The organism is Erythrobacter litoralis, from assembly GCF_001719165.1.
GTDB classification, from domain to species: Bacteria; Pseudomonadota; Alphaproteobacteria; order Sphingomonadales; family Sphingomonadaceae; genus Erythrobacter; species Erythrobacter litoralis.
The window spans coordinates 559,071-582,641 of sequence record NZ_CP017057.1 but is presented as its reverse complement, the minus strand read 5'-3'; the positions used below and the strand labels follow the sequence as shown (position 1 = coordinate 582,641).

Genomic DNA, 23,571 nt, shown 5'->3' with positions numbered 1-23,571 from the left:
AGGCAAGCCGGACGCGGACGAGGTGTCAAGCCGGAGGGTCGCCGCTCGTCCCAATGTCATTGCCCCGCAACGCTCAGGTGATTATATCACGCCCATGTCTGTAAGACCCTGGCGCGATATCGAGCGGCGTGAATGCCGGCAGATCATGGTGGGCAACGTGCCCGTGGGCGGCGATGCGCCGATCACGGTGCAGACCATGACGAACACCCCGACCGAGGACGTGAAGGCGACGATCGACCAGATCCGCCGCTGCGAGGATGTCGGCTGCGACATCATCCGCGTCTCCTGCCCGACCGAGGAATCGACCCGCAATTTCCGGCAGATCACGCGCGCCGCGCATATCCCGGTCGTCGCCGACATCCATTTCCATTACAAGCGCGCATTGGAAGCCGCCGATGCGGGCGCGGCCTGCCTGCGGATCAATCCGGGCAATATCGGTTCAGCCGACCGTGTCGCCGAAGTGGTCCGCGCGGCCAAGGCAAACGGCTGCGCGATCCGCATCGGCGTGAATGCCGGCAGTCTTGAGAAGGACCTGCTCGAGAAATACGGCGAGCCCTGCCCCGAGGCGCTGATTGAAAGCGCGCTCGACCACATCAAGCTGCTGCAGGACCACGATTTCCACGAATTCAAGGTCGCGGTGAAGGCGTCGGACGTCTTCCTCGCGGTCGCGGCCTATCACGGGCTTGCCGACGCGGTCGATTGCCCCCTGCATCTCGGCATCACCGAGGCGGGCGGGCTGATCGGCGGGACGGTGAAATCCTCGATCGGCATCGGCTCGCTGCTGTGGGCCGGGATCGGCGACACGATCCGCGTCTCGCTTTCAGCCGAGCCCGAGGAAGAGGTCAAGGTCGGCTACGAGATGCTGAAGGCGCTGGGCCTGCGCACCCGGGGCGTGCGCGTCGTCTCGTGCCCGTCCTGCTCGCGCCAGGGTTTCGACGTGATCCGCACGGTCGAAACGCTCGAAAAACGGCTCGAACACATCAAGACGCCGATGAGCCTTTCGGTCCTCGGCTGCGTCGTCAATGGACCGGGCGAAGCGCGCGAGACCGATATCGGCCTCACCGGCGGCGGCAATGGCAAGCACATGGTCTACCTGTCCGGCGTCAAGGCGCATGCGATCGACGACGAGGCGATGCTCGACCATATCGTGCGTCTTGTCGAGGAAAAGGCCGCCGCGATCGAGGCGGGCGAGGCCGTCGCCTTCGACCCGCATACCGCGCCCCAGAAGACACCCGAAGCCGCAGAGTAATTTGGCGAAGCGCCTCGCTCTTTCCCCGCCCCGCGCGGTTCGATCCGCCTCGGCGGGTGCCGTCTCCGGCGGAGCCGGCGCGATCGGCGCGTTGGCCATCGGAGCGCTAGCCGTGGGAGCGGTCGCGATCGGAACAATCGCCGTCGGCCGCCTTGCGGTGAACCGCCTGCGTATCCGCGATGCGAAAGTCGACGTGCTGCGCATCGGACAATTGCAGATCGAGGACCAGCGCGGGTGATCCGCCTGTTTGCCGGGCTTCCCGCGGCTCTCGCGCTCGCCGCCTGCGCGACTGCGCCGCCCGCCCCGACATATCCCGAGGCCGCATCCTACGACGTGTCCGAAAACGCGATGGCGGATGTCGACGCCGCTCTCGCCCGCGCCGGCGCGTCGGGCAAGCGGGTGCTGCTGGTGATGGGCGCGAACTGGTGCCATGACAGCCGCGCGCTCGCCGGATGGCTGGAAAGCGCGCGCATCGCCGCACTGGTCGAGCGCGAATACGAACTGGTCTTCGTCAATATCGGGATGCCGCAGACCGGCGACGGGCATAACCTCGCCGTGGCGCACCGTTTCGGGCTCAAGGAGCTGCCCGGCACGCCCAACCTGCTGGTGCTGACGGCGGACGGAACACTCGTAAACCCCGACACCGCGACCACCTGGCGCAACGCGGCGAGCCGTAGCGAGGCGGCGATTTTCGCCGAACTGGAACGGCTCGCCGACCAGCCCGTTTGAGCGGGGCGCATGCTTCACGTCGTCCACCACGCCGATTACATGGCCCCGCGCCCGGAGCGCGGGACGTTCAAGTTCGACAAGTATTACCTCGTCATGGAGGAACTGCGGGCGAGCGGCGCGGCCATGACAGAACACGCGCCCGAGCCTGCCCCGCGCGAATGGCTCGAGGCGGTGCACGACCCGCATTATGTCGAGGAGGTCTTCACCGTCTCGGTGCCCCGCGAAAAGGAACGGCGCATCGGCTTTCCGGTGACGGAGCGCATCCGCGACCGGGTGCGGCACACCAATGGCGGGACGTGGCTCGCTGCGCATCTTGCCATGGAACACGGTTATGCCGCCAACAGCGCGGCGGGGAGCCATCATGCGCTTGCGAATACGGGCGCGGGCTATTGCGTGTTCAACGACCTCGCCGTGGCCTCCAACCGCTTGATCGCGGAGGGATCGGCGCGGCGCATCCTGATCGTCGATCTCGACGTCCACCAGGGCGATGGGACCGCGAGCCTCACCGCCCTGAGGGACGACATCTTCACCCTCTCGCTCCATGCCGAAAAGAACTTCCCGGTAAGGAAGGCGCGCTCGAACTGCGATGTGCCGCTGCCCGACGGGCTGGACGATCACGGCTACATGGAGGCGCTGGAGGCGCACCTGCCGGCCATCATGGACACATTCGCGCCCGATCTCGTGCTCTACCAGGCGGGGGTCGATCCGCATGTGAACGATAAGCTCGGACGGCTCGCGCTGAGCGATGAGGGGCTGGAGCGGCGCGACCGCTTCGTGGTGCGCGAGGCGCGGCGGCGCGGCCTGCCGGTCGCCTCTGCGCTGGGCGGCGGTTATGGCGAAGACCAGCGCGAGGTCGCCCGCCGCCACGCCCGCTCGATGCTCGCCATGGCCTCCGAAAACGCCAACTTCGCGAACGGCCTGCCGATGAAAAGACACGGTTGAGCCATCGAATGCCCCCGATATGCGCCAAGCCGCAATTAAAGGCTCACGCAAGGGCAAGCTTTCGCGCTATATGTTGTGGGCATATGAAGCGTCGCGATCTCATCAAGGGCACTCTGGCTACCGGGGCCTTGCTCGCCCTGCCGCCGGTGCGCCTCGCCGCCCAGCCGATCAAGGGCTCGGCCCGCGACCGCGCGCTCTTCGCCATCGCCCGGCGCGAGCTTGACCGGGCGGGCGAGGCGATCTGGAAGCGCGACATTGTCGGCATCGCCGATTACGGTGTCCATTCGGCCGAGCGGCGGTTTCACTTCGTCAATCTCGACCTTCAGGAAGTGCACTCCTACCACGTCAGTCACGGCCAGGGTTCGGACCCCGAACATGACGGCGTGCTCAATCGCTATTCCAATGTCGAAGGCTCGAACGCGACCAGTCGCGGGGCCTATGTCACGTGGGAGTGGTACAAGGGCCGCTACGGCACGAGCGTCCGCCTCGGCGGGCTCGACGAGACGAACGACAACGCGCTCAACCGCTACATCGTCATGCACCGCGCCGATTATGCCGAACCATCGCATATCGATCGCTGGGGCCGGCTCGGCCGGTCGAACGGCTGCTTTGCCATGGGCGAGGAACAGTTCCGCATCGCGCTGATGAACCTGTCGGGCGGGCGGCTGCTGTTCGCCGACAGCCTTGGCCTGCAGGCGGACGGGACATTCCGTTCGGCCAATCTCGAACCAATGCGGCCGACGCAGCCGAGCGACCTCCAGCGCTACGTCACCGGCGCGTTCTGAGGGGATGAGCCACGCCCCCTCTCCCGAGGCCCGGGCGATTGCGGCGGCAAGCATCAAGTCGGCACCGATCGGCGCCGCGATCATCGTCCTCCTGTTTTTCGGGGCTCCCTTGCTCGGCGAAGTTTCGCTCGATCAGCTCTTCGTCTCATTGTGGATGATCGGCCTCGCTTGGGCCATCGCGACATTCATCGGAATGATCGCCACAGGCCTCTGCCTGCTGCTTTTTGGGAGCGTGATCGCGCGGGTATCGCGAGCCTTCCTCGCGACCTCGGGGGGCCTTGCCCTCGCCGTGAGCAGTTCGCTGGGCGCAGTGCTGCTGATCGGCGCGATCCCCGGCTGGGCGAGCGGCGACTGGCAGATGGTTCTGCTCCTGTGCCTGCCGTATGCCCTATCCGCCGCGATCCTCTATCGCCGAGAATCCTCCTCGAAAGCGCGTTCGCCTGACGCTCCTCAGCCCTCGTCGCGCGGATCGTTCTCGATCACGATCACCTCGTCGTCGATTTTGTTGCTGCGATCCCGCACCCGCGGCTTGTCGAGGCTCGCCAGGACCGGCGCGTCGCGGTCGTAGATGTCCTCGAACTCGGTCATCTCGCCTTGGACATTCGTGCCGTAGGTGAAATAGGTGATGTAGGCGGGAATCTGCCGCTCGATCATGACCTTGGTGTATTCGCCCGAAGTCGAGATCTCCACCGCCTCATCGCGGCTCGCGCCCTTGCCGAGAATCGCCAGCGTCATGCCCAGTTCGAGCGCGCGCTCGGTGCGGATGCAGCCATGCGACAGCGCGCGGTCGTCCTGCGCGAACAGGTGGCGCGAAGGCGTGTCGTGGAAGAAGATCGCGTGGGGGTTGGGCATTTCCAGCTTCACCCGGCCCAGCGAATTGGTCGGCCCGGGCTGCTGCACCACCGAGATGTAGCCGTTCGCCCCGCGAGTCGCGACATAGCCCTTGGACCGGGCCCAGGAAGGGTTGGCAAGAACGCGCGCGCCCAGCCCCTCGCCCTTGACGATCGATTGCGGCACCGTCCAGGTCGGGTTGAAGACGACGCCTTCCACCATTTCGGCGAGCTGCGGGGTCGCGGTTCGCCCGGGCTTTCCGACGATCGTGCGATAGGTCTTCATCGCCTTGTCGTCGACCGTCAGGCGAAGCTGGAATTCGGGAACATTGGTGATGAGATAGAGCTTGCCCAGATCGCGCGGAAGCCAGCGCCAGCGGTCCATGTTGGCGCGGATCAGCTTGCGGCGTTCGGTGTCCTCCTGCGGTGTCGCGGCGAGTTCGTCGCGCAGGCGGGCATAATCGGGATAGCTCGGATTGAGGCTCTTCAGAGTGCCCGCGATGTCCCCGCTCGCGATTGCCTTTTCCATGAGGTCGCCGGTGCGGAAAAGGTCGCGGTCGGGATCGACGACGAACCATTGCTTGCGCGCTTCCATCGGCGTGCGCCCGTCGCGCAGGTCCTCGACCAGCCAGACGAAATTGCGCGAGGCGAGCGTGTCGAGCTCATCCGAGGGAGCAGAGGCGAGCGCGGTCTTGAGCGCCTGCAGATCGTAATCATCCGGGTCGAGCCCCTCGGCCGCGATGCCTTCGATGAAGGCGACAAGCTTTCGGGCATTGGCGAGCGACCACGATTGCACCAGCGGTCCGGGCTCCTCGAGATCGCCCTGCACCACCGGATCGGAGATCATGCGCGGAAAGGCCTCGTCGAAGCGCGCATCCTTGTCCGGTCCCTCCGCAGCCTCATCTTCCTGTTCGCCGGCAAGCAGGTTCTCGGCCCCGCTCCCGCGCTCCTGCGCACCCGCGGCGCCCGCAAGGCCGAGCGCAAGCGCGGCGGCAAGGCCGCTCGCCAGCAGGTTCACGCGATATTTCATGTGTCGTTCCACCGTCCTGCGCCGCATTGGTCGCGCGGCTGTGTTGTTATGCTCGCCAGTATACTCCGGCCTCTGCCCCCCTATCAATGGCCATGGCTTTCGCTGGGCTGAATCCGCGCCTTTCGCCGCGCGCTCGGGACGAAACGGACAGTGACGGCGGCGCGCGCGAGGATTAGAGGCGATGGCAGCCATGCCTGATGCGGTCCCTTCCCCTTCGCGCCTAGCGCCGTTTGCCGCCGCCTTTGCCGGTGTGGGGTTCCTCGCGCTGATGGATGCCTTCATGAAAGGCGCCGCGCTCGCCACCGGGGCCTACAGCGCGACGGTGCTGCGATCGTTCATCGGGGCGGCGCTGATCGCGCCCTTCTGGCTCGCCCGGGGTCCGGCTTGGCCGCGAGGGGCGGTGATGAAGCTGCATCTCGAACGCGGCGTCATCTCGGCCTTCATGGCCCTGTCCTTCTTCTACGCGCTGACCAAGCTGCCGCTGGCCGAGGCAATCGCGCTGTCCTTCATCGCCCCGCTGCTTGCCCTGTATTTCGCTCACCTGCTGCTCGGTGAGACGATCCGGCGCGAGGCGATACTGGCGAGCCTGCTTGGCATTGCCGGCACGCTGGTGATCGTCGGCGGGCGCATCGGCGAGGGCGAATTCGATGCCGATACCGCGCTAGGCCTTGCTGCCCTCGCTTTTTCCGCGGTACTCTACGCCTACAATTTCATCGTCATCCGCCGCCAGAGCCAGCTTGCCGGGCCGGTCGAGATCGCGACCTTCCATGCCGGGATCGGCGGCCTGGTGCTGCTGATCTTCGCACCCTTCGCATGGGAGACGCCGCAGGTGGAGGTGATGGGCGGTATCGCGGCGGCGGGGGTGCTGACGGTCGCGGGATCGATGGCGATCGCCTGGGCCTATGCCCGAGAAGAGGCGCAGGCGCTGGTGCCGATCGAATATTCGGGATTTCTCTGGGCGAGCCTTCTGGGCTGGCTGTTCTTCCGCGAGGAAGTGACCCTGCCGACCCTTGCAGGCGCCGCGCTGATCGTCGCAGGCTGCTGGCTCGTCACCCGGCGCGCTCCGCCGCCTGCCCCGGTCGATCCGACGCAAGCCTGATTCCGCCCGGTTTCAGGGCGGCTTGCCCTTGACCTTAGCCCCAAGGTCCAGCAATTGCGCAGCCGAGAATTCACCCGGGAAGCGCAGGCGCCCGGCCCCCTTTTCCCGAAAGCGGAAAAGGGCACAGCCAGAAGGATGGGATACGACATGACCGATACCGGCAAGGACACGCTGGGCACCCGCTCGACGCTGAACGTGGGCGGCAAGGAATACGCCTATTATTCGCTCGCCAAGGCGGCCGAGAAGCTGGGCGACGTGTCGCGGCTCCCCATCTCGATGAAGGTGCTGCTCGAAAACATGCTGCGCTTCGAGGATGAAGGCTTCACCGTCGGCGAGGATGACATCCAGGCGATCATCGACTGGCAGAAGGATCCTTCGACCGGCAACGAAATCCAGTATCGGCCGGCGCGCGTGCTGCTGCAGGATTTCACCGGCGTTCCCTGCGTGGTCGACCTCGCCGCGATGCGCGATGCGATCAAGAAGCTCGGCGGCGACACCGCCAAGATCAACCCGCTGGTCCCGGTCAATCTCGTGATCGACCATTCGGTCATGGTCGACGAATTCGGCCATCCCAAGGCGATGGAAGCGAACATGGCGCTCGAATACGAGCGCAATGCCGAACGCTACGACTTCCTCAAATGGGGTTCGAAAAGCTTCGAGAACTTCTCTGCCGTGCCCCCGGGCACCGGCATCTGCCACCAGGTCAACCTTGAACACATCGCGCGCGGCGTGTGGTCGTCCGAAGGCCCGGACGGGCAGATGGTCGCCTATCCCGACACCTGCGTCGGCACGGACAGCCACACGACGATGATCAACGGCCTCGGCGTGCTCGGCTGGGGCGTCGGCGGGATCGAGGCCGAGGCAGCGATGCTCGGCCAGCCCATTTCGATGCTGATCCCCGAAGTCGTCGGCTTCCGCCTCGAGGGCCGCATGGCCGAGGGCGTGACTGCGACCGACCTCGTGCTGACCTGCGTCCAGATGCTGCGCGAAGTCGGCGTCGTCGGGCGCTTCGTCGAATTCTACGGACCCGGCGTCGCCAACCTGACGCTCGCCGACCGCGCGACGATCGCCAACATGGCGCCCGAATACGGCGCGACCTGCGGCTTCTTCGGCATCGACGATGCGACGCTCGAATACATGCGCCTCACCGGCCGCTCGGAAGAGACGATCGCTCTCGTCGAAGCCTATTCGAAGGAGCAGGGCATGTGGTTCGATCCCGAGGCCGAGCCCGTCTTCACCAAGACGCTCGAGCTCGACATGGCAGCGGTGGTCCCCAGCCTCGCCGGGCCCAAGCGTCCGCAGGACAAGGTCATCCTTCCCGAGGTCGACGAGCTGTTCAACCGCGACCTCAAGGAGGTCTACAAGAAGGACGCACCCTTGCGCGTCGGGGTCGAGGGCGCCAACCACGACATCGGCGACGGCGATGTGGTGATCGCCGCGATCACCAGCTGCACCAACACCTCGAACCCCGACGTTCTGATCGCCGCCGGTCTCGTCGCCAAGAAGGCGAACGAGAAGGGCCTCAAGCCCAAGCCGTGGGTCAAGACCAGCCTGGCGCCCGGATCGCAGGTGGTGACCGACTATCTCGTGAAATCGGGCCTGCAGGAGCATCTCGACGCGATCGGCTTCGACCTCGTCGGCTATGGCTGCACCACCTGCATCGGCAATTCCGGTCCGCTTGCCCCGCCGATCAGCGAGGCGATCAACGGCAATGACATCGTCGCCGCCTCCGTCCTCTCGGGCAACCGCAATTTCGAGGGCCGGGTCAGCCCGGACGTGCGCGCGAACTTCCTCGCTTCGCCGCCGCTCGTTGTCGCCTATGCGCTCAAAGGCACGGTGACCGAGGACATCACCACGACCCCGATCGGTCAGGACCAGGACGGCAACGACGTCATGCTGGCGGACCTGTGGCCTACCAATGCCGAGATCGCGAAAAACCGCGCGGCCAATATCGACCGCTCGATGTTCGAATCGCGCTATGCCAATGTCTATGACGGCGACGAACACTGGCAGGCGATCACGGTCGAACCGTCCGACACCTACAAATGGCGCGCCGGATCGACCTATGTCGCCAACCCGCCCTATTTCGACGGGATGGAAATGACGCCCGCCCCCGTCACCGACATCACCGATGCGAAGCCGCTCGCGATCCTCGGCGACAGCGTCACCACCGACCACATCTCGCCCGCAGGGTCGATCAAGGAGGATTCGCCGGCAGGCTCCTACCTGATCTCGAACCAGGTCGCGAAGAAGGACTTCAACTCCTACGGCTCGCGCCGCGGGAACCACGAGGTGATGATGCGCGGCACCTTCGCCAATATCCGCATCAAGAACGAAATGGTGCCCGGGGTCGAGGGTGGCTACACCACCTATAACGGCGAACAGATGCCGATCTACGACGCGGCGATGAAGCACAAGGCGGACGGCACGCCCCTGGTCGTCGTGGCGGGCAAGGAATACGGCACCGGGTCGTCGCGCGACTGGGCGGCGAAGGGGACCATCCTGCTCGGCGTGCGCGCGGTCATCGTCGAAAGCTTCGAGCGCATCCACCGCTCGAACCTCGTCGGGATGGGCGTGCTTCCGCTCCAGTTCAAGGAAGGCGACACGCGCGAGACGCTCGGCCTCACCGCCGACGACACCTTCAGCATCAAGGGCCTCGCCGACCTCAAGCCGGCGCAGGACGTGGATATCGAGGTCACCCGCGCGGACGGGACGAAGTTCGCCTTCAGCGCGCTCTGCCGGATCGATACCGCGAACGAAATGGAATATTACCGCAATGGCGGGATCCTCCATTACGTGCTGCGCAAGCTGGCTGCCTGAGAGGGCTCGAGACGGACGGAGACACCCATGCGTAGCGTGCTTTTCCTGCCTCTCGTCGCGCTGGCCGCCTGTGCGCCGTCGGCCGAAGAAGGCGAGGGAAAGCGCGCGCCCGCATCGCCCTTCGGCTTTGAACTCGCCGCGGCGCAGGATGGCCCCGCGACGCCCGTCTCCCCGGTCATCGATCTTGCCCCGGCCGAATTGCGCGAACGGCTCGGTGCCGGCGCGGTGCGGCTGATCGACGTGCGCACTGACGAGGAAGTCGCCCGGGGCATGATCCCGGGGGCCGAACATATCGCGCTCACCGATTTCGATCCCGCAGCGCTCGACCTTTCAGCGGAGGAGACGGTGGTGATCTATTGCCGTTCGGGCCGCAGGTCGGCGAAAGCGGCCGAGATGCTCGCTGCTCATAGCGGCGAGCCGGCGCGCCACCTCGAAGGCGGCATCCTCGCGTGGCAGAAGGCAGGTGGCGAAGTGACCGCGGCCGATTAGGTCCGGTTTTTCGAAAAGAAGTACGGCTTTTGCCCCCGACGTCCCCGCGCAGGCGCGCGCCCCCTGGACGATCAGGCGTCGCGCGTTTTCCGCTTGCCCTTGGCCCCCTTGCGGCGACGCAGGATCGCCGCTGCTGCGAGGCCGAACAGTCCCACCATCGGCGGCGCGGGCACTTCGACCCCGCTGCTGCTTCCGCTCGTGCTGCTCGATGTCGAAGAGGAGGTGCTGGACGAAGTGGAGCTGGAGGTCGAGGTCGAGGTCGAAGAGGAACTCGAAGTGGACGACGAGCTCGATGTCGAACTCGACGACGAGGTCGACGAGGTGATGTCGCCCGAGGTGCTCGACACGCTGCCCGTGCTTGTCGACACGCCGCCGGTGCTCGACGACACGCTGCCGGTCGAGGAGGAGACGCTGCCAGTGCTGGTCGAGACGGCACCGGTGCTGCTGGAAACCGCGCCCGTGCTGCTCGAGACAGCGCCCGTGCTGCTGGAAACCGCGCCCGTGCTGCTAGAGACATTGCCCGAAGAGGTCGATGTGCTGGTCGAGACGCCCCCCGTGCTCGACGACACCGCGCCGGTCGAGGTGCTGGTCGACACCTGACCGGTCGAGGACGAGATCGAGCCGGTCGAGGAAGTCGATGTCACGGTCCCCGACGACGATGTGGTCGAGGTCGAATTGTCGATGTCGATATCGATCACGATCCCGTCCGACCCGCCGGTGCTGGTCGTGCCCCCCGAGCTGACATCGCCCGAAGTCGATCCGCCCGAAGTCGATGTGGTGGTCGACACCGACACGTCGCCCGAGGATGAGCCGCCGCCGCCTCCGCCGAAGAAACCGCCGAAGAAGCCCCCTCCGAAACCGCCGCCGAAGCCGCCGAGCCCGCCGCCGATGATGGCAGGGGCCGCACCGCCTCCGCCGATCGGCGGGAGCGGCGGGAGCGGGGCCGGCGCGTAGGCGACCTGCTGGATCGGCGGGCATTCGGCGGGATCGAAATAGGCCTGGGTCGCGCCCTGCGGCAGGCTTGAGGCGACGCTGCCAGGCGCACCTGCATAAGGCTCGCACTCGATCGTGCGCTCGACGATCCGGCGGCGCCGCGGCTCGGGCTCAGGGATCGCGCGCTGGCGGGTCTCGATGTATTTCGGTTCTGCGGTCTGCGGCGCGGTCTTGACGTATTTGCCTTGCCGCTCGGTTTCGACGAGGCGGCCGTCGAGGTCCGTGGTGTATTCAGGCTCCTCGGTCGTCATCGGCTCGGCCGTGCGCACCGCGCCGCCCTGCTGGGCGACCTGCAGCGCGCCGCCGGTCATCAGAGCGACGCCCGCGGCGGTGGCGGAAAGCTTTGCGGCTGCCAGTTTGAGCGACATGGACTCACCTCGAAAATGCGATTCATCGGCGCAGGTCGCCGGACAGCGAACCTGCTCCGGCGCGAATGTGCACTTGTCCTTGTGGTGGCGAAGGCGCTGCGGGGGCAACGCCGTTAACCACCTTGGGAAACCAAGAATGGCCGGAATCGCGCGGGAATCACTGCTTTTGAGCGGGCCTGTCCCATTCCGGCACCGAAAGAGCCGAGAAATCAGCCGCGTGACACGGATCGGTTAACGGGCGAGCGCCCTCATTTACCATCCCCGAACATGCCGATCTGGCTTTCGGTCGGTCCGCTGGGCGGCGTCATGCCGAGATGCTCCCAGCCCGCATCGTTGAGCACGCGCCCGCGCGCGGTCCGCGCCAGCAGGCCCAGCTGGATGAGATAGGGCTCGACCACCTCCTCGACCGTGTCGCGCGGCTCGGCGAGCCCTGCGGCGAGGGTTTCCACCCCCACGGGTCCGCCCTTGTAGGTGGTCGCGATCATGGTGAGATACTTGCGGTCCATCGCATCGAGGCCGAGCCGGTCGATCTCCAGCCGGGTGAGCGCGTCGTCGGCCATCGCCTTCGTCACCGTGCCCTCGCCCGCGACATGGGCGAAGTCGCGCACCCGGCGCAGCAGCCGCCCGGCAACGCGCGGCGTGCCGCGCGAACGGCGAGCGATCTCGCGCGCGCCTTCGGCTTCGATCGCGAGCCCGAGAAGCCGCGCGCCGCGGGTGACGACGAGATCGAGTTCGTCATGGGTGTAGAAATTGAGCCGCACCGGAATGCCGAAACGGTCGCGCAGCGGCGTCGTCAGCAGGCCCTGCCGCGTGGTCGCGCCTACAAGAGTGAAGGGCGGCAGGTCGATCCGCACGCTGCGCGCCGATGGCCCCTCCCCGATGATGAGGTCGAGCGCGCGGTCCTCCATCGCAGGGTAGAGCACTTCCTCGACCACCGGGTTCAGGCGATGGATTTCGTCGATGAAGAGGACGTCGTGCGGCTCAAGATTGGTGAGCAGCGCGGCAAGATCGCCCGCCTTCGCGATGACGGGGCCGGATGTGGCGCGAAAGCCCACGCCGAGCTCGCCAGCGATGATCTGTGCCAGCGTCGTCTTGCCGAGACCGGGCGGGCCGAAGAAGAGAGTGTGATCCATCGCCTCGCCCCGGCCCTTGGCGCTCTCGATGAAGACGCGCAGGTTATCGCGCGCGGCCTCCTGCCCGATGAACTCGGCGAGCGATTTGGGACGCAGCGCGGCGTCGGGGTCGCCGGGTTGCGGCGCGGGGGAATGGAGGGGGGCGGGGTCGGTCATTGGAGAAGATCGCACACTGGATAGTTCTCCATCACGAAAGTCGATTGTCCTGCCGCATCTAGGCGGAATAATTCCGGCTCGTTTTCGATTTTCCCGGTCCACAGAGCGAGAAAAATTATCTTTCGCTCTGGCAGCATCAGCACGTGAGACGATGCTAAGTTCTTTAGGTCTCCGACCCACGATCTCAGCAACGCAACATCAAATTCCGACATTTTTCCCGCCGCAACTCGCTTAATCGTAGGCGCGTGAAGGAGGTCTCCGCAAAGCCCGTAGACCCGCGAAATAGATTGAAAGCTTATCGGCCGCGAGATTGGATCAATGTTGTGCTGACCCATACCATTCTTGTGGAGTTCCACTTTCACAGGCATGGGGAGTGGATGTTCGCTTAGGTCCTTAAGCTGCGCATATGCATTGACCGGCCTCCATTTCGTTTCAGACAGGTCCGCCCCTGCGTCTTCAAGGTGCGCCATTTGAGCACCCAACATTATCAATTCGCATATCAAGCGAATTTGCAGAGTTGCCAGTTCGCAGCCTGCCAAGGCGAACGGATCGTCCGGTTTATCTGCTAGTTCATCCAACACTTTCTCGGCAGTTAGCAGGCGCATAGCCATGGCCCTGAGGACGGCCGCATATGTCGAGTGGACTTGTTCTTCAGGCATGATCACAAAGCCATCAAAACGGGTTCACCGTATAGCCGCGCTGCTGCAGCACCGCGTGGGCCGTCATCGCCGAAAGCGACATCTCGACGCCGGGAATGAGTTCCTCCGGCGCGATGCCATAGGCCACTGCGCTCTGGCCGCATAGGACGAAGCGCACGTCCTCGGCGAGGAGTGCCTCGACCAGCGCGCCCGAGGGGTTGTCATCCGCATCCAGCAGTTCCCGCGAGGCCTTGCCGTGCACCACGACGACGAGGCGGATGTTCTCCTCGGGCACGCCGTGCGCGACATGCATGTTGAGAAAGCGCGCCGCCGCCATGAAACCGCGATTGGGGCTGCCCTCGGCGGCGGGCGTGCTCACGTCGAAGGCGACCGCGAATTCGGCGTCCGCGGGAAGCTGCTGAACGCCGGGGACGGGTGCGTGTGGGCCGAACTCCTCCAGCACCGGGCCGGTCTCGAACGCGCTCATGTCCTGCGCCGCCGCCGGGGCGGCCATCGAAAACGCCAGCGCCGCGATTGCTGCTCTCATGCTCATGCCTGTCTCTCCCTTTATCCCGCTGCCTTCTTGAGCGCGACCCGGATCAGCTCGCTCTCGCCCGCACCCTCGCCCAGTTCGGCCTGCGCGCGGGCGACGGCCTGGGCGGCGACGGCAGGCTTGAAGCCGAGATTTTCGAGCGCGCTCACCGCATCGGCGCTGGCCGAGCCCGCCGGGGCGACCTTCGCCGTCCCCGCGCCGCTGCCGGAGCCGCCGGGCAAGGCTCCCGCCCTGTCCTTCAATTCGTTGACGATCCGCCCCGCGAGCTTGGGGCCGACGCCATTGGCCCGCGCCACGCTCGCCGCATCGCCCGCAGCGCAGGCATCGCGCAATTCGCCGGTCGAGAGGGCCGAAAGGATCGCAAGGCCGACCTTGCTGCCCACCCCCTGCACGCCGGTCAGCAGGCGGAACCAGTCGCGCTCGCTCGCTTCTGCGAAGCCCAGCAGGCGCATGTCGTTCTCGCTCACCTGGAGGTCGGTGTGGACGGTGCAGGCCCCGCCCACCTCGCCCAGCGCGGACAGGGTCCGGGCCGAGCAATGGACAAGATAGCCGACGCCGCCGACATCGACGATCGCCCAGTCCTCGCCCGTTTCGTCGAGGCGGCCTTTCAGCTTCGCAATCATGGTTCTTTTCTGCGCTACCGCTTCGCTGCTTGAGCGCATCCTTGTCGCTCAAACCCGGGCGGATTGCCAGACGGGCGCGCGCGTTATCGTCGGCGCGCAGGCCTTCGCAGTTGCGGAATATCGACATGTCCGGCGAATCCGCTAAGGCTCCGCCCCATGAGCTTCAACACTTTCGGGCGCGTGCTGCGCTTTTCGACATGGGGGGAAAGCCACGGGCCTGCGCTGGGGGCGGTGGTCGACGGCTGCCCGCCGGGCCTGACCCTGCGCGAAAAGGACATCCAGCCCTTCCTCGATGCGCGCCGCCCGGGCCAGAGCCGCTACACCACGCAGCGCAAGGAGGCCGATCAGGTCCGCATCCTTTCGGGCGTGTTCGAGGAAAGAACCACCGGCACGCCGATCCACCTTATGATCGAGAACACCGACCAGCGTTCGAAGGATTATTCCGAAATCGCCCGCTCCTATCGCCCGGGCCATGCCGATTACGCCTATGACGCCAAATACGGGCACCGCGACTATCGCGGCGGCGGGCGCAGTTCCGCGCGCGAGACGGCGGCGAGGGTCGCGGCCGGAGCGGTCGCGCGGGCGATCATTCCCGAAGTCACGATCCATGCCTATGTCTGCGAACTGGGCGGCGATGCGATCGAGCGCGAGGCGATCGATTACGACCAGATCACCCGCAACCCCTTCTTCTGCCCTGACAGCTGGGCGGCGAAGCGATGGGAGGAGAAGGTCGAGAAAGCGCGCAAGGACGGCTCGTCGCTCGGCGCGGTGGTCGAATGCGTCGCGCTCGGCGTTCCGGCGGGCTGGGGCGCGCCGGTCTATGCCAAGCTCGACGCCGACCTTGCGAGCGCGATGATGAGCATCAACGCGGTCAAGGGGGTCGAGATCGGCGACGGTTTCGAGGCGGCGCGGCTGACGGGCGAGCAGAATGCCGACGCGATGTCTCCCGGGCCGGACGGCAAGCCGGTCTTTGCGAGCAATCATGCAGGCGGCACGGCAGGTGGGATCTCGACCGGGCAGCCGGTGGTGTGCCGGGTCGCGTTCAAACCGACCAGCTCGATCCTCACTCCGGTCCCCTCGATCAATTCGGATGGCGATGCAGTCGACGTGATGACCAAGGGCCGCCACGACCCCTGCGTCGGCATTCGCGGCGCGCCGGTGGTGGCGGCGATGATGGCGCTGGTGCTGGCAGACCACAAGATGCTGCACCGCGCTCAAGTAGCGTAAGCGATAGCGCGACAAGAAAACGCTCAAGTAGCGTAAGCGATAGCGCGACAGGGCCTCGCTCAGGCAGCGCAGGCGGTAGCGGAGCAAAAGAGAGCCTTCGTCCGGCTGCATCGCCCTTTCGCAGAGCCATTGCTTGTCGCAAGTCGATGCTGCGGATACCGCGCCGCGCATGATCCGCAGCCTGTTCCGATCAGCCCTTGCAGCAAGCTCGACCGCAATCGCGCTTGCCGTCGTCGTGCCCACCGCGCCCGTGACTGCGCAGAGCGCTGCGCAGGCGCCATACGAAGACAGCCTTTCCGCAGCCGAGGCGCGCGCCGATATCGCCGCTCTCTACGACACCATGCAGGCCGAGCACGTCGACCTCTTTGCCCGCCGGACCCGCGCGGAATACGACGCGAAGATCGGCGAAATCGCGGCGCGGATCGATGGGCCGATCGCGCGCTCAGCATTCCACCGCATGGTGCAGGAAGCGCTCGCCTTCGGCCGGGTCGGCCACGCGAAGAGCGATGCGCCGTTTCTCGATGTCATGACGCATGTTCAGGAGGGCGGCACGATCATCCCGCTTTCGGTCACCTATCGCGGCGAGGCCATGCTGACCGACCAGTGGGCGAGCGAGGGCGATGCCATGCCCCCCGGCTCGCGCGTCATGCGGCTTGACGGGCTGACCCTCGCCGAATTCGAGCGGCGCGCGCGCAAGCTTGTCTCGGCGGACACCGATCGGCTGCCGCGCGCCCAGATCGAGCTGGGTCTGCCTGCCTATCTCTTCCTGGTCTTCGGTCCGCGCGACACGCTCGAAATCGAGTTCATCGCCCCCGATGGCCGGCAGGAAAGCCGCGCCATTCCGGCCCGGGGTTTCGGCGAGATGTACGCCCTGCAGGCCGCGCGCCCGGTGCCGAACGCATCGCGGCATGCCTCGATGCGGGCCTTCGAGGATGTCGGGGGAGGGGTTTTCTACATCAAGCCCGGCCCATTCTTCGCGACCGAGGAAGAACGCGGCGAAGGCGGCGAAACCTATGCCATCGAACCCTACCGTGCCTTCGTGCGCGAGGCCTTCGCCGCGCTCGCGGACAGCGCGGCGAAGGACCTCGTCATCGACCTGCGCGGCAATCCGGGCGGGGATGCGAGCTTTTCCGATCTCGTCGTCGGGCGCGTCGCCGACCGACCCTTCGCCCAGTCCTCGCGCTACGAGTTGCGCGCCGGACCCAACACCAAGGCGGCCTGGGCGCAGCGCGAGCCTAAAGGCGACGGCCTCGGTGCACGCATTGCTGACGCGCTGGCGCGGGCCGAGCCGGGCGAGAGGATCGCGATCGAGGTGCCCGAAGCGCCGCCGATCGCCGACAATGCCTTTTCCGGCCGGGTCTTCGTGCTCGTCGATCGCCATTCCTATTCGAACGCTGCGGTCGTCGCGGCGATGATGCAGGATCTGGGCCTTGCTACGATCATGGGCGAGGAAACCGCCGACCTTGCAACCACGTACGGCGCGACCGAGACGTTCACACTGCCTGCATCCGGGGTCAAAGTGATCTATCCCAAGGCATTCATGGTGCGCCCCTCCGGTTCGCTCGCGGTGCGCGGGGTGGTGCCCGATTTCGCGATCCAGCCTAATCCGGTGGGCGCGGCCGAGGACCGGATGCTGGATACCGCGCTCACCCAGATCCGTCTCACGCGCTGAGCCTGTCAAGAGCTCTTGTCAGGCGGCGAATCGCCGCGAGCAGGAGATGCGCGTCGGTGGAAAACCGCCTGAAACAGCACCGCGAGGCGCATGGCTGGAGCCAGGGTGAACTTGCCCGGCGGCTCGGCGTGTCGCGGCAGACCATCAACGCGGTCGAAACCGACAAGTACGACCCCTCGCTGCCACTGGCGCTGCGCATGGCAAAGCTGTTCGCGGTCGCCGTGCCCGACCTGTTCATCGACCACTGGGAGCCCGCTGATGATGAGTGACGTGAAAAGCCCCGCGCAGGGAAAGCTCGTGCGCAAGGTCGTGATCCCCGCCCTCGCCGGCGGCGCTGTCGGCTTCGGCACGGCCTGGGGCGTCGGCGAATTGATCGATGGCGGCTTCGCCTCGGGCCTGACGCTGTCGGCCGAAATCGCGCTTGTGGCCGGTGCGCTCTACCTCGTCATGGCGCTAGGCGTGCTCATCGGCGCGCTGCGGCCCGGCTTCGGGGCGCGCTATCTCAATGTCGAGGATGCCGACGAACTGCGCGAAACCCGCGCAATGCTGGTCAATTCCTGCATCGCCATGGCGCTGTGGGGCGGCGGGCTCGCCGCGCTTGCGCTTGCCGCGCCCGGCCCGCTTGCGGCATCGACGGCGCTGGCGGCAGGCCTTGCCGGCTTCGCGCTCGGCGCGGTGTTCGCCTGGCGTTCGTGGCAGGCCTCGGACGAACTGATGACCTCCGTCACGCGCGAGGCCAATTCATTGACGGCGCTGCTCGCCTTCGCCCTGCTAGGCGGCTGGGGCGCGCTCGCCCATGCCGGTTACCTTCCCGCGCCCGCGCCGCTCGACCTGCTGACGACGTTCTTCGCGCTCGGGCTGGTGGCGACCTTCGTCGTCGTCGGACGGCGCGGGATGATGCGGCTCGACTAGCCCTCGCGCGCGCCCGGCGCTGCACCTGCGAAGCGGAAACTGAGCCGGCTTCGGCTGCGGCCGGAACTCTCTCGCGTGGTTCCCGTTCTGACGATTGAAAAAATCGATTGTTGCAATCGCACATTCCCGCTTTTGTGCATCGCAGCAGCCCTTATGTGGGGCAGGCAAGTTCAAACCGCCGTTTCAACCTTTCAATCTCAATCTTCCAGACAAGGGGAATACAGCAATGGGTATCATCGGTTCGACCATCCAGCCGTTCAAGGCGACCGCCTTCCAGGCCGGCAAGGACTTCTTCGACGTCACGAACGAGGACATCGCCGGCAAGTGGGCCGTGTTCTTCTTCTATCCGGCCGACTGGACCTTCGTCTGCCCGACCGAGCTCGAGGACCTGGGCGAGAAGTACGAGATGCTCCAGAAGATGGGCGTCGAAGTCTTCGCCGTCTCGACCGACACGCATTTCAGCCACAAGGCGTGGCACGACAATTCCGAAAAGATCAACAAGATCAAGTACGCCTTCCTCGGTGACCAGCTGCACACCCTGTCGAAGCAGTTCGGTGTGCTGCGCGAGGAAATGGGCCTTGCCGATCGCGCGACCTTCGTGGTCGATCCCGATGGCGTGATCCAGATCATGGAAATCACCTGCGAAGGCGTCGGCCGCAACGCGAACGAACTCGTCCGCAAGATCAAGGCCGCGCAGTATGTCCGCGAGAACCCGGGCCAGGTCTGCCCGGCGGCGTGGGAAGAGGGCAGCGACACGCTGGCTCCCTCGCTCGACCTCGTCGGCAAGATCTAAGGGGCGATATCCGACCCCGAACGCCCGGCGGCACCGCGTCGCCAGGCACGCATACGGCACGGCGCGCCCGCCCTCCCCCCTCCGGCGGGGCGCCGAAGCCGCAAGAGCCCGAGCCGCTTTCGTCAACGCGAAGCCCTCGGGTCGCAGAAGGGACCGGGAGGCCATCCGCCTCCACACCCTCCCCCCCCACGCGGGGCGGACGGTCTTCCGGTCCCATGCCTGCCCAGCCCGCACCAACAAGGGCACGCCGCGAATTGATCCGGCTCAAGGAAAGGCGCGAGGGGGCAAGTAGATTTACCGTCAACCGCGACCTTGACATGCAGACGCGCACCCCGCGATCCTGCGTCAAGCCGTGGCAGCGAAAGGCAACACACCATGCTCGACCAGAACATGAAGGCCCAGCTTGGGCAGTATCTTGCAAACCTGCGCCAGCCGATCGAGCTGGTCGCCACTCTCGACGATGGCGAGAAGAGCGCGCAGACCCGCGAGTTGCTCGAAGAAATCGCCGCGCTCCACGACCTCGTCACCGCGCGTTTCGACGGCACCGAGGGCCGCGTGCCGAGCTTCCTCATCCGCCGCGCCGATGACCACGCCTCCGCGGTGCGGTTCGCCGGCCTGCCGATGGGCCATGAATTCACCAGCCTCGTGCTCGCCCTGCTGTGGGCCGGCGGCCACCCGCCCAAGGTCGATGCCGACCTGATCGAACAGGTGCGCGGCCTCGAAGGGCAGTTCGATTTCGAGATGTTCTTCTCGCTCACCTGCCACAACTGCCCCGACGTGGTGCAGGCGCTGACGCTGATGGCGCTCGAGAACCCGAACGTCACCGCAACCCTGGTCGAAGGCGGCACGTTCAAGGACGAGGTCGAAGAACGCGACATCCTCGCGGTGCCGGCGACCTTTCTCAACGGAGAGGTCTTCTACAACGGCAAGATGGAACTCGCCGAAATCCTGTCCAAAGTCGACACCGGCGCCGATGCCAAGGCGGCGGCCAAGCTTTCGGCGAAGGACCCGTTCGAGGTCCTGATCGTCGGCGGCGGCCCGGCGGGCGCGGCGGCGGCGGTCTATACCGCGCGCAAGGGTTTCCGTACCGGGATCGCGGCCGAACGTTTCGGCGGACAGCTGATGGACACGCTCGGGATCGAGAACCTGCCCGGCACGACCTACACCGAAGGCCCCAAGCTGACCGACAACCTGCGCGCGCAGGTCGGCGAATACGACATTGACGTGATGGACCTCGCGCAGGCCAAGTCGCTCCGCCCGGCGGCGGAAAAGGGCGGCATGCACGCGCTCGAACTGACCAATGGCGCCGTGCTCAAGGGCCGCGCGCTGATTCTCGCCACGGGTGCACGCTGGCGCAACCTGGGCGTTCCGGGCGAAGCCGAATACCGCAACAAGGGCGTTGCCTATTGCCCCCACTGCGACGGCCCGCTGTTCAAGGGCAAGCGGATCGCGGTGATCGGCGGCGGCAATTCGGGCGTCGAAGCGGCGATCGACCTTGCCAACATCGTCGGCCACGTCACCCTGATCGAATTCGACACCAAGCTGCGCGCCGACGAGGTCCTGCAGAAGAAACTGCGCTCGATGGACAATGTCGAAATCATCGTGAACGGCCAGACGACCGAGATCACCGGTGACGGAAAGCGCGTCAACGGCCTCGTCCTCAAGGACCGCGAGAGCGGCGAGGACCGCACGATCGAACTCGAGGGCGTGTTCATCCAGATCGGCCTCGTGCCCAATACCGAATGGTTGAAGGACACGGGGATCGAACTGTCGAAATACGGCGAGATCGTCGTCGACGAACATGGCTCTACCAGCCTGCCCGGCATCTATGCCGCAGGCGATGCGACGATCATCAAGGACAAACAGATCGTCGTCGCCATGGGCACCGGTGCGACCGCAGGCCTCGGCGCGTTCGACTATCTCATCCGCAATGAGCCGGTCGAGGAGATCGCGCAGGCGGCGTAGGTCCTTGGGGGCTCCCCCGTCCGGGGGGCTTCCTCGGCGCCGTTCCTCCACTTCGCTGCGGGCGTGCAGACAGTTTTGCTTTGCACGTCTGCGGCCTTCGGCTTCGACTCCACGCCTCTGCGGGCTCCCATGCGGGAGCCCGTTTGCGTTTGTGTCCTTCCCTTTCTGTCATCCCCGCGAACGCGGGGACCAAGACCGCAAAGGCGCAGACAGAGACCGATCGATCACAACAATCGATCAATGGGCGCGAATTAATCGATTGGACAGATCACCCCTCGGTGCATCATCCTCCTGCCATCAAGCTCGGATAAACCGAGTCCCCCGGGGCGAAACCGGGGGAAGTTGAGAGAGGAGAGCATCATGGACGCGAAGACTGGTGAAATGGGCGGATGCCCGGTGCACGGCAATGCGATGCGTTCGCTGCTCGGCCGGACCAACCGCGATTGGTGGCCCGAAGCCCTGCAGCTCGACATCCTGACCGAAGGCGGGCGCAGCGCGAACCCGGCGGGCGAGGATTTCGATTACGCCGAAGCCTTCAACGCGCTCGATTACAAGGCGCTGAAGGAAGACCTCCACGCCCTGATGACCGACAGCCAGGACTGGTGGCCGGCCGATTACGGGCATTACGGCCCCTTCTTCATTCGCATGGCGTGGCATTCGGCGGGCACGTACCGCACCGGCGACGGGCGCGGCGGCGCGGGCTCGGGGCAGCAGCGCTTCGCCCCGCTCAACAGCTGGCCCGACAACGGCAATCTCGACAAGGCGCGCCGCCTGCTCTGGCCGGTGAAGCGCAAATACGGCAAGCATATCAGCTGGGCCGACCTCATGATCCTCGCCGGCAATGTCGCGATCGAGAGCATGGGCGGCCCGGTCTTCGGCTTCGGCGGCGGGCGCAAGGACGTGTTCGAACCCGAAAGCACCTATTGGGGCACCGAAGAGCAATGGGTGAACGAAGGCGTCGCCACCCGCATCCAGCCCAAGGAGGGCATGGCGCTCGAAAACCCGCTGGCGGCGATCCAGATGGGCCTCATCTACGTCAATCCCGAAGGTCCGGGCGGCGATCCGCACGATCCCGAAGGCATGGCGCGCGACATGCGCGAAACCTTCGCCCGGATGGCGATGAACGATGAAGAGACCGTCGCGCTCACCGCAGGCGGCCACGCTTTCGGCAAGTGCCACGGGGCGGAACCCACCGACACGTTCGGCCGCGCGCCCGAGGGCGAGGACCTGCACCTGATGGGCTTCGGCTGGCTCAACGACGAGGACGAGATCGGGAAGGGCCATATCACGACCTCCGGCATCGAAGGGCCGTGGACACCCAATCCGACTCAGTGGGGGGGCGACTATTTCCGGCTGCTGTTCAAATACGAGTACGAGCTGGTGAAATCGCCCGCGGGCGCGTTCCAGTGGACCCCGATCGATCCGGAAGAGGCGGACATGGCGCCCGATGCGCGCGATCCGTCGAAGAAGGTCCCGACGATCATGACCACCGCCGACATGGCGCTGAAGCGCGATCCCGAATACCGCAAGATCTCCGAGCGGTTCCGCGACGATCAGGCGGCACTGGACGATGCCTTCGCCCGCGCCTGGTTCAAGCTGTGCCACCGCGACATGGGGCCGAAGGTCCGCTATCTCGGCCCGGAAGTGCCGGAAGAGGACCTGATCTGGCAGGACCCGGTGCCGGCCGGAAAGGCCCCGTCCGACGGCGACGTGGCCGCCTTCAAGGCCAAGGTGCTCGACAGTGGGCTGTCAGTGAGTGAACTGGTCAAGGCGGCGTGGGCCTCGGCCTCGACCTATCGCCATTCGGACCATCGCGGCGGCGCCAATGGCGCGCGCGTGCGGCTCGCCCCGCAAAAGGACTGGGCCGCGAACGATCCCGATGAACTGGCGAAAGTGCTCGGCAAGCTCGACGAACTGCGCGGGAACATGAGCATGGCCGATGCGATCGTGCTCGCCGGATCGGCGGCGGTCGAGAAGGCGGCGAAGGATGCAGGCGTCGAAATCACCGTCCCCTTCATGGGCGGACGCGGCGATGCTGGAGAGGAACACACCGATGCGGAGAGCTTCGAACCGATGGAGCCGTTCGCCGACGGCTTCCGCAATTACCTCCGCAGCAAGGCCGACGTGAAAACCGAGGACATGATGATCGACAAGGCGCACCTTCTCGGCCTGTCGATCCCCGAAATGACCGTGCTGGTCGGCGGGATGCGGGCGTTGGGCGCAGTAAGCGGCAACGGCAAAGCCGGCGTGCTGACCGACAGGCCCGGCGCGCTGACGCCCGATTTCTTCGTCAACCTGCTCGACATGGGGACCAAGTGGGCGCCCGTGGAGGACAGCGGCGACGAGGAATATGTCGGGACCGACCGCAAGAGCGGCAAGGAACGCTGGCGCGCGACGCGGGCGGACCTCGTCTTCGGTTCGAATTCGCAGCTGCGCGCGCAGGCCGAACATTATGCCGAAATGGGCAACGAAGCCGCTTTCGTGTGCGATTTCGTCTCGGCCTGGACCAAGGTGATGAATGCCGACCGCTTCGACGTGAGCTACGCCAAGAACCACGCCTGATCC

General features: G+C 66.0%; 22 protein-coding genes. 17 read left to right on the top strand and 5 right to left on the bottom strand.

Features of this window, described 5'->3' with window-relative positions; all coding sequences use genetic code 11:
• The first annotated feature begins 94 nt into the window (after window positions 1–94).
• From ispG to Ga0102493_RS02735, 5 genes are all read left to right on the top strand, one after another.
• Window positions 95–1,249, top strand: a complete 1,155-nt coding sequence (gene ispG / locus Ga0102493_RS02755) for a flavodoxin-dependent (E)-4-hydroxy-3-methylbut-2-enyl-diphosphate synthase (protein WP_034905441.1) — start codon at window positions 95–97, stop codon at window positions 1,247–1,249.
• 1 nt (window position 1,250) lies between these two features.
• A complete protein-coding gene (locus tag Ga0102493_RS02750; protein ID WP_034905440.1) occupies window positions 1,251–1,487 on the top strand; it encodes a hypothetical protein in 237 nt (78 codons plus the stop codon).
• Window positions 1,484–1,978, top strand: a complete 495-nt coding sequence (locus Ga0102493_RS02745) for a thioredoxin family protein (protein ID WP_034905439.1) — start codon at window positions 1,484–1,486, stop codon at window positions 1,976–1,978. Before Ga0102493_RS02750 ends, Ga0102493_RS02745 begins: the two co-directional genes overlap by 4 nt.
• Before the next feature lie 9 nt (window positions 1,979–1,987).
• Window positions 1,988–2,920 (top strand): histone deacetylase family protein, encoded by a 933-nt coding sequence (locus tag Ga0102493_RS02740; protein WP_034905437.1) that lies wholly within the window; start codon window positions 1,988–1,990, stop codon window positions 2,918–2,920.
• Window positions 2,921–3,003: 83 nt separating this feature from the next.
• A complete protein-coding gene (locus Ga0102493_RS02735; RefSeq protein WP_034905435.1) occupies window positions 3,004–3,705 on the top strand; it encodes a murein L,D-transpeptidase catalytic domain-containing protein in 702 nt (233 codons plus the stop codon).
• A 450-nt stretch (window positions 3,706–4,155) separates the two neighbouring features.
• Here Ga0102493_RS02735 and Ga0102493_RS02730 read toward each other — a convergent pair whose 3' ends face one another.
• Window positions 4,156–5,565, bottom strand: coding sequence for a L,D-transpeptidase family protein (locus Ga0102493_RS02730; protein ID WP_034905433.1), 1,410 nt, complete (start codon window positions 5,563–5,565; stop codon window positions 4,156–4,158).
• 181 nt (window positions 5,566–5,746) lie between these two features.
• Here Ga0102493_RS02730 and Ga0102493_RS02725 point away from each other — a divergent pair, with 181 nt between their 5' ends.
• The 5 genes from Ga0102493_RS02725 to Ga0102493_RS16095 all read left to right on the top strand — a co-directional run bounded on the left by Ga0102493_RS02725 (window position 5,747) and on the right by Ga0102493_RS16095 (window position 10,927).
• The gene (locus Ga0102493_RS02725; protein WP_236922280.1) at window positions 5,747–6,664 is read left to right on the top strand and encodes a DMT family transporter; all 918 of its coding nucleotides are present in this window, start codon (window positions 5,747–5,749) and stop codon (window positions 6,662–6,664) included.
• 147 nt (window positions 6,665–6,811) lie between these two features.
• Window positions 6,812–9,484 (top strand): aconitate hydratase AcnA, encoded by a 2,673-nt coding sequence (gene acnA / locus Ga0102493_RS02720; protein ID WP_034905554.1) that lies wholly within the window; start codon window positions 6,812–6,814, stop codon window positions 9,482–9,484.
• Window positions 9,485–9,511: 27 nt separating this feature from the next.
• Window positions 9,512–9,973 carry a rhodanese-like domain-containing protein gene (locus Ga0102493_RS02715; RefSeq protein ID WP_051698252.1) on the top strand — a complete coding sequence of 154 codons (462 nt, stop codon included), beginning with the start codon at window positions 9,512–9,514 and terminating at the stop codon, window positions 9,971–9,973.
• 108 nt (window positions 9,974–10,081) lie between these two features.
• Entirely contained in the window at window positions 10,082–10,573 is a 492-nt protein-coding gene (locus tag Ga0102493_RS16255; protein WP_051698249.1) for a hypothetical protein, read from the top strand.
• A gap of 81 nt (window positions 10,574–10,654) precedes the next feature.
• The gene (locus Ga0102493_RS16095; protein ID WP_161490034.1) at window positions 10,655–10,927 is read left to right on the top strand and encodes a hypothetical protein; all 273 of its coding nucleotides are present in this window, start codon (window positions 10,655–10,657) and stop codon (window positions 10,925–10,927) included.
• Between the two features lie 655 nt (window positions 10,928–11,582).
• Here Ga0102493_RS16095 and ruvB read toward each other — a convergent pair.
• Genes ruvB through ruvA form a run of 4 tightly spaced genes read right to left on the bottom strand, consistent with a single transcriptional unit; the run spans window position 11,583 to window position 14,437 of the window.
• Window positions 11,583–12,623 (bottom strand): Holliday junction branch migration DNA helicase RuvB, encoded by a 1,041-nt coding sequence (ruvB, locus tag Ga0102493_RS02695; RefSeq protein ID WP_034905429.1) that lies wholly within the window; start codon window positions 12,621–12,623, stop codon window positions 11,583–11,585.
• Window positions 12,620–13,282: a hypothetical protein gene (locus Ga0102493_RS02690; protein ID WP_034905427.1), complete on the bottom strand. Its 663-nt coding sequence runs from the start codon at window positions 13,280–13,282 to the stop codon at window positions 12,620–12,622. The genes ruvB and Ga0102493_RS02690 overlap by 4 nt, the downstream gene beginning before the upstream one ends.
• Before the next feature lie 13 nt (window positions 13,283–13,295).
• Window positions 13,296–13,814 carry a DsrE family protein gene (locus tag Ga0102493_RS02685; protein WP_335660721.1) on the bottom strand — a complete coding sequence of 173 codons (519 nt, stop codon included), beginning with the start codon at window positions 13,812–13,814 and terminating at the stop codon, window positions 13,296–13,298.
• A 14-nt stretch (window positions 13,815–13,828) separates the two neighbouring features.
• The gene (ruvA, locus tag Ga0102493_RS02680) at window positions 13,829–14,437 is read right to left on the bottom strand and encodes a Holliday junction branch migration protein RuvA (protein ID WP_034905425.1); all 609 of its coding nucleotides are present in this window, start codon (window positions 14,435–14,437) and stop codon (window positions 13,829–13,831) included.
• A gap of 156 nt (window positions 14,438–14,593) precedes the next feature.
• Between ruvA and aroC the strand changes: the two genes are divergently transcribed.
• The 7 genes from aroC to katG all read left to right on the top strand — a co-directional run bounded on the left by aroC (window position 14,594) and on the right by katG (window position 23,568).
• A complete protein-coding gene (gene aroC, locus Ga0102493_RS02675) occupies window positions 14,594–15,664 on the top strand; it encodes a chorismate synthase (protein WP_034905423.1) in 1,071 nt (356 codons plus the stop codon).
• Window positions 15,665–15,833: 169 nt separating this feature from the next.
• Window positions 15,834–17,336 carry a S41 family peptidase gene (locus Ga0102493_RS02670; protein WP_069297439.1) on the top strand — a complete coding sequence of 501 codons (1,503 nt, stop codon included), beginning with the start codon at window positions 15,834–15,836 and terminating at the stop codon, window positions 17,334–17,336.
• A 56-nt stretch (window positions 17,337–17,392) separates the two neighbouring features.
• Window positions 17,393–17,605 carry a helix-turn-helix transcriptional regulator gene (locus Ga0102493_RS02665; protein WP_034905420.1) on the top strand — a complete coding sequence of 71 codons (213 nt, stop codon included), beginning with the start codon at window positions 17,393–17,395 and terminating at the stop codon, window positions 17,603–17,605.
• On the top strand, window positions 17,595–18,248 hold the full coding sequence (locus Ga0102493_RS02660; protein WP_150132403.1) for a hypothetical protein: 654 nt from the start codon (window positions 17,595–17,597) through the stop codon (window positions 18,246–18,248). The genes Ga0102493_RS02665 and Ga0102493_RS02660 overlap by 11 nt, the downstream gene beginning before the upstream one ends.
• Window positions 18,249–18,474: 226 nt before the next feature.
• Window positions 18,475–19,041: an alkyl hydroperoxide reductase subunit C gene (gene ahpC, locus Ga0102493_RS02655; protein WP_034905417.1), complete on the top strand. Its 567-nt coding sequence runs from the start codon at window positions 18,475–18,477 to the stop codon at window positions 19,039–19,041.
• Window positions 19,042–19,416: 375 nt separating this feature from the next.
• Window positions 19,417–21,006, top strand: coding sequence for an alkyl hydroperoxide reductase subunit F (gene ahpF / locus Ga0102493_RS02650; RefSeq protein WP_034905415.1), 1,590 nt, complete (start codon window positions 19,417–19,419; stop codon window positions 21,004–21,006).
• Between the two features lie 360 nt (window positions 21,007–21,366).
• Window positions 21,367–23,568, top strand: coding sequence for a catalase/peroxidase HPI (katG, locus tag Ga0102493_RS02645; RefSeq protein ID WP_034905413.1), 2,202 nt, complete (start codon window positions 21,367–21,369; stop codon window positions 23,566–23,568).
• The last annotated feature ends 3 nt before the right edge of the window (window positions 23,569–23,571 follow it).

What these genes read in the sequence shown, in the direction of transcription:
- ispG (WP_034905441.1), top strand. Translation starts at nt 95, where the DNA reads ATGTCTGTAAGACCCTGGCGCGATATCGAGCGGCGTGAATGCCGGCAG.
- Ga0102493_RS02740 (WP_034905437.1), top strand. Translation starts at nt 1,988, where the DNA reads ATGCTTCACGTCGTCCACCACGCCGATTACATGGCCCCGCGCCCGGAG.
- Ga0102493_RS02735 (WP_034905435.1), top strand. Translation starts at nt 3,004, where the DNA reads ATGAAGCGTCGCGATCTCATCAAGGGCACTCTGGCTACCGGGGCCTTG.
- Ga0102493_RS02730 (WP_034905433.1), bottom strand. Translation starts at nt 5,565, where the DNA reads ATGAAATATCGCGTGAACCTGCTGGCGAGCGGCCTTGCCGCCGCGCTT.
- Ga0102493_RS02725 (WP_236922280.1), top strand. Translation starts at nt 5,747, where the DNA reads ATGGCAGCCATGCCTGATGCGGTCCCTTCCCCTTCGCGCCTAGCGCCG.
- acnA (WP_034905554.1), top strand. Translation starts at nt 6,812, where the DNA reads ATGACCGATACCGGCAAGGACACGCTGGGCACCCGCTCGACGCTGAAC.
- Ga0102493_RS02715 (WP_051698252.1), top strand. Translation starts at nt 9,512, where the DNA reads ATGCGTAGCGTGCTTTTCCTGCCTCTCGTCGCGCTGGCCGCCTGTGCG.
- Ga0102493_RS16095 (WP_161490034.1), top strand. Translation starts at nt 10,655, where the DNA reads ATGTCGATATCGATCACGATCCCGTCCGACCCGCCGGTGCTGGTCGTG.
- ruvB (WP_034905429.1), bottom strand. Translation starts at nt 12,623, where the DNA reads ATGACCGACCCCGCCCCCCTCCATTCCCCCGCGCCGCAACCCGGCGAC.
- Ga0102493_RS02690 (WP_034905427.1), bottom strand. Translation starts at nt 13,282, where the DNA reads ATGCCTGAAGAACAAGTCCACTCGACATATGCGGCCGTCCTCAGGGCC.
- Ga0102493_RS02685 (WP_335660721.1), bottom strand. Translation starts at nt 13,814, where the DNA reads ATGAGCATGAGAGCAGCAATCGCGGCGCTGGCGTTTTCGATGGCCGCC.
- ruvA (WP_034905425.1), bottom strand. Translation starts at nt 14,437, where the DNA reads ATGATTGCGAAGCTGAAAGGCCGCCTCGACGAAACGGGCGAGGACTGG.
- aroC (WP_034905423.1), top strand. Translation starts at nt 14,594, where the DNA reads ATGAGCTTCAACACTTTCGGGCGCGTGCTGCGCTTTTCGACATGGGGG.
- Ga0102493_RS02670 (WP_069297439.1), top strand. Translation starts at nt 15,834, where the DNA reads ATGATCCGCAGCCTGTTCCGATCAGCCCTTGCAGCAAGCTCGACCGCA.
- Ga0102493_RS02660 (WP_150132403.1), top strand. Translation starts at nt 17,595, where the DNA reads ATGATGAGTGACGTGAAAAGCCCCGCGCAGGGAAAGCTCGTGCGCAAG.
- ahpC (WP_034905417.1), top strand. Translation starts at nt 18,475, where the DNA reads ATGGGTATCATCGGTTCGACCATCCAGCCGTTCAAGGCGACCGCCTTC.
- ahpF (WP_034905415.1), top strand. Translation starts at nt 19,417, where the DNA reads ATGCTCGACCAGAACATGAAGGCCCAGCTTGGGCAGTATCTTGCAAAC.
- katG (WP_034905413.1), top strand. Translation starts at nt 21,367, where the DNA reads ATGGACGCGAAGACTGGTGAAATGGGCGGATGCCCGGTGCACGGCAAT.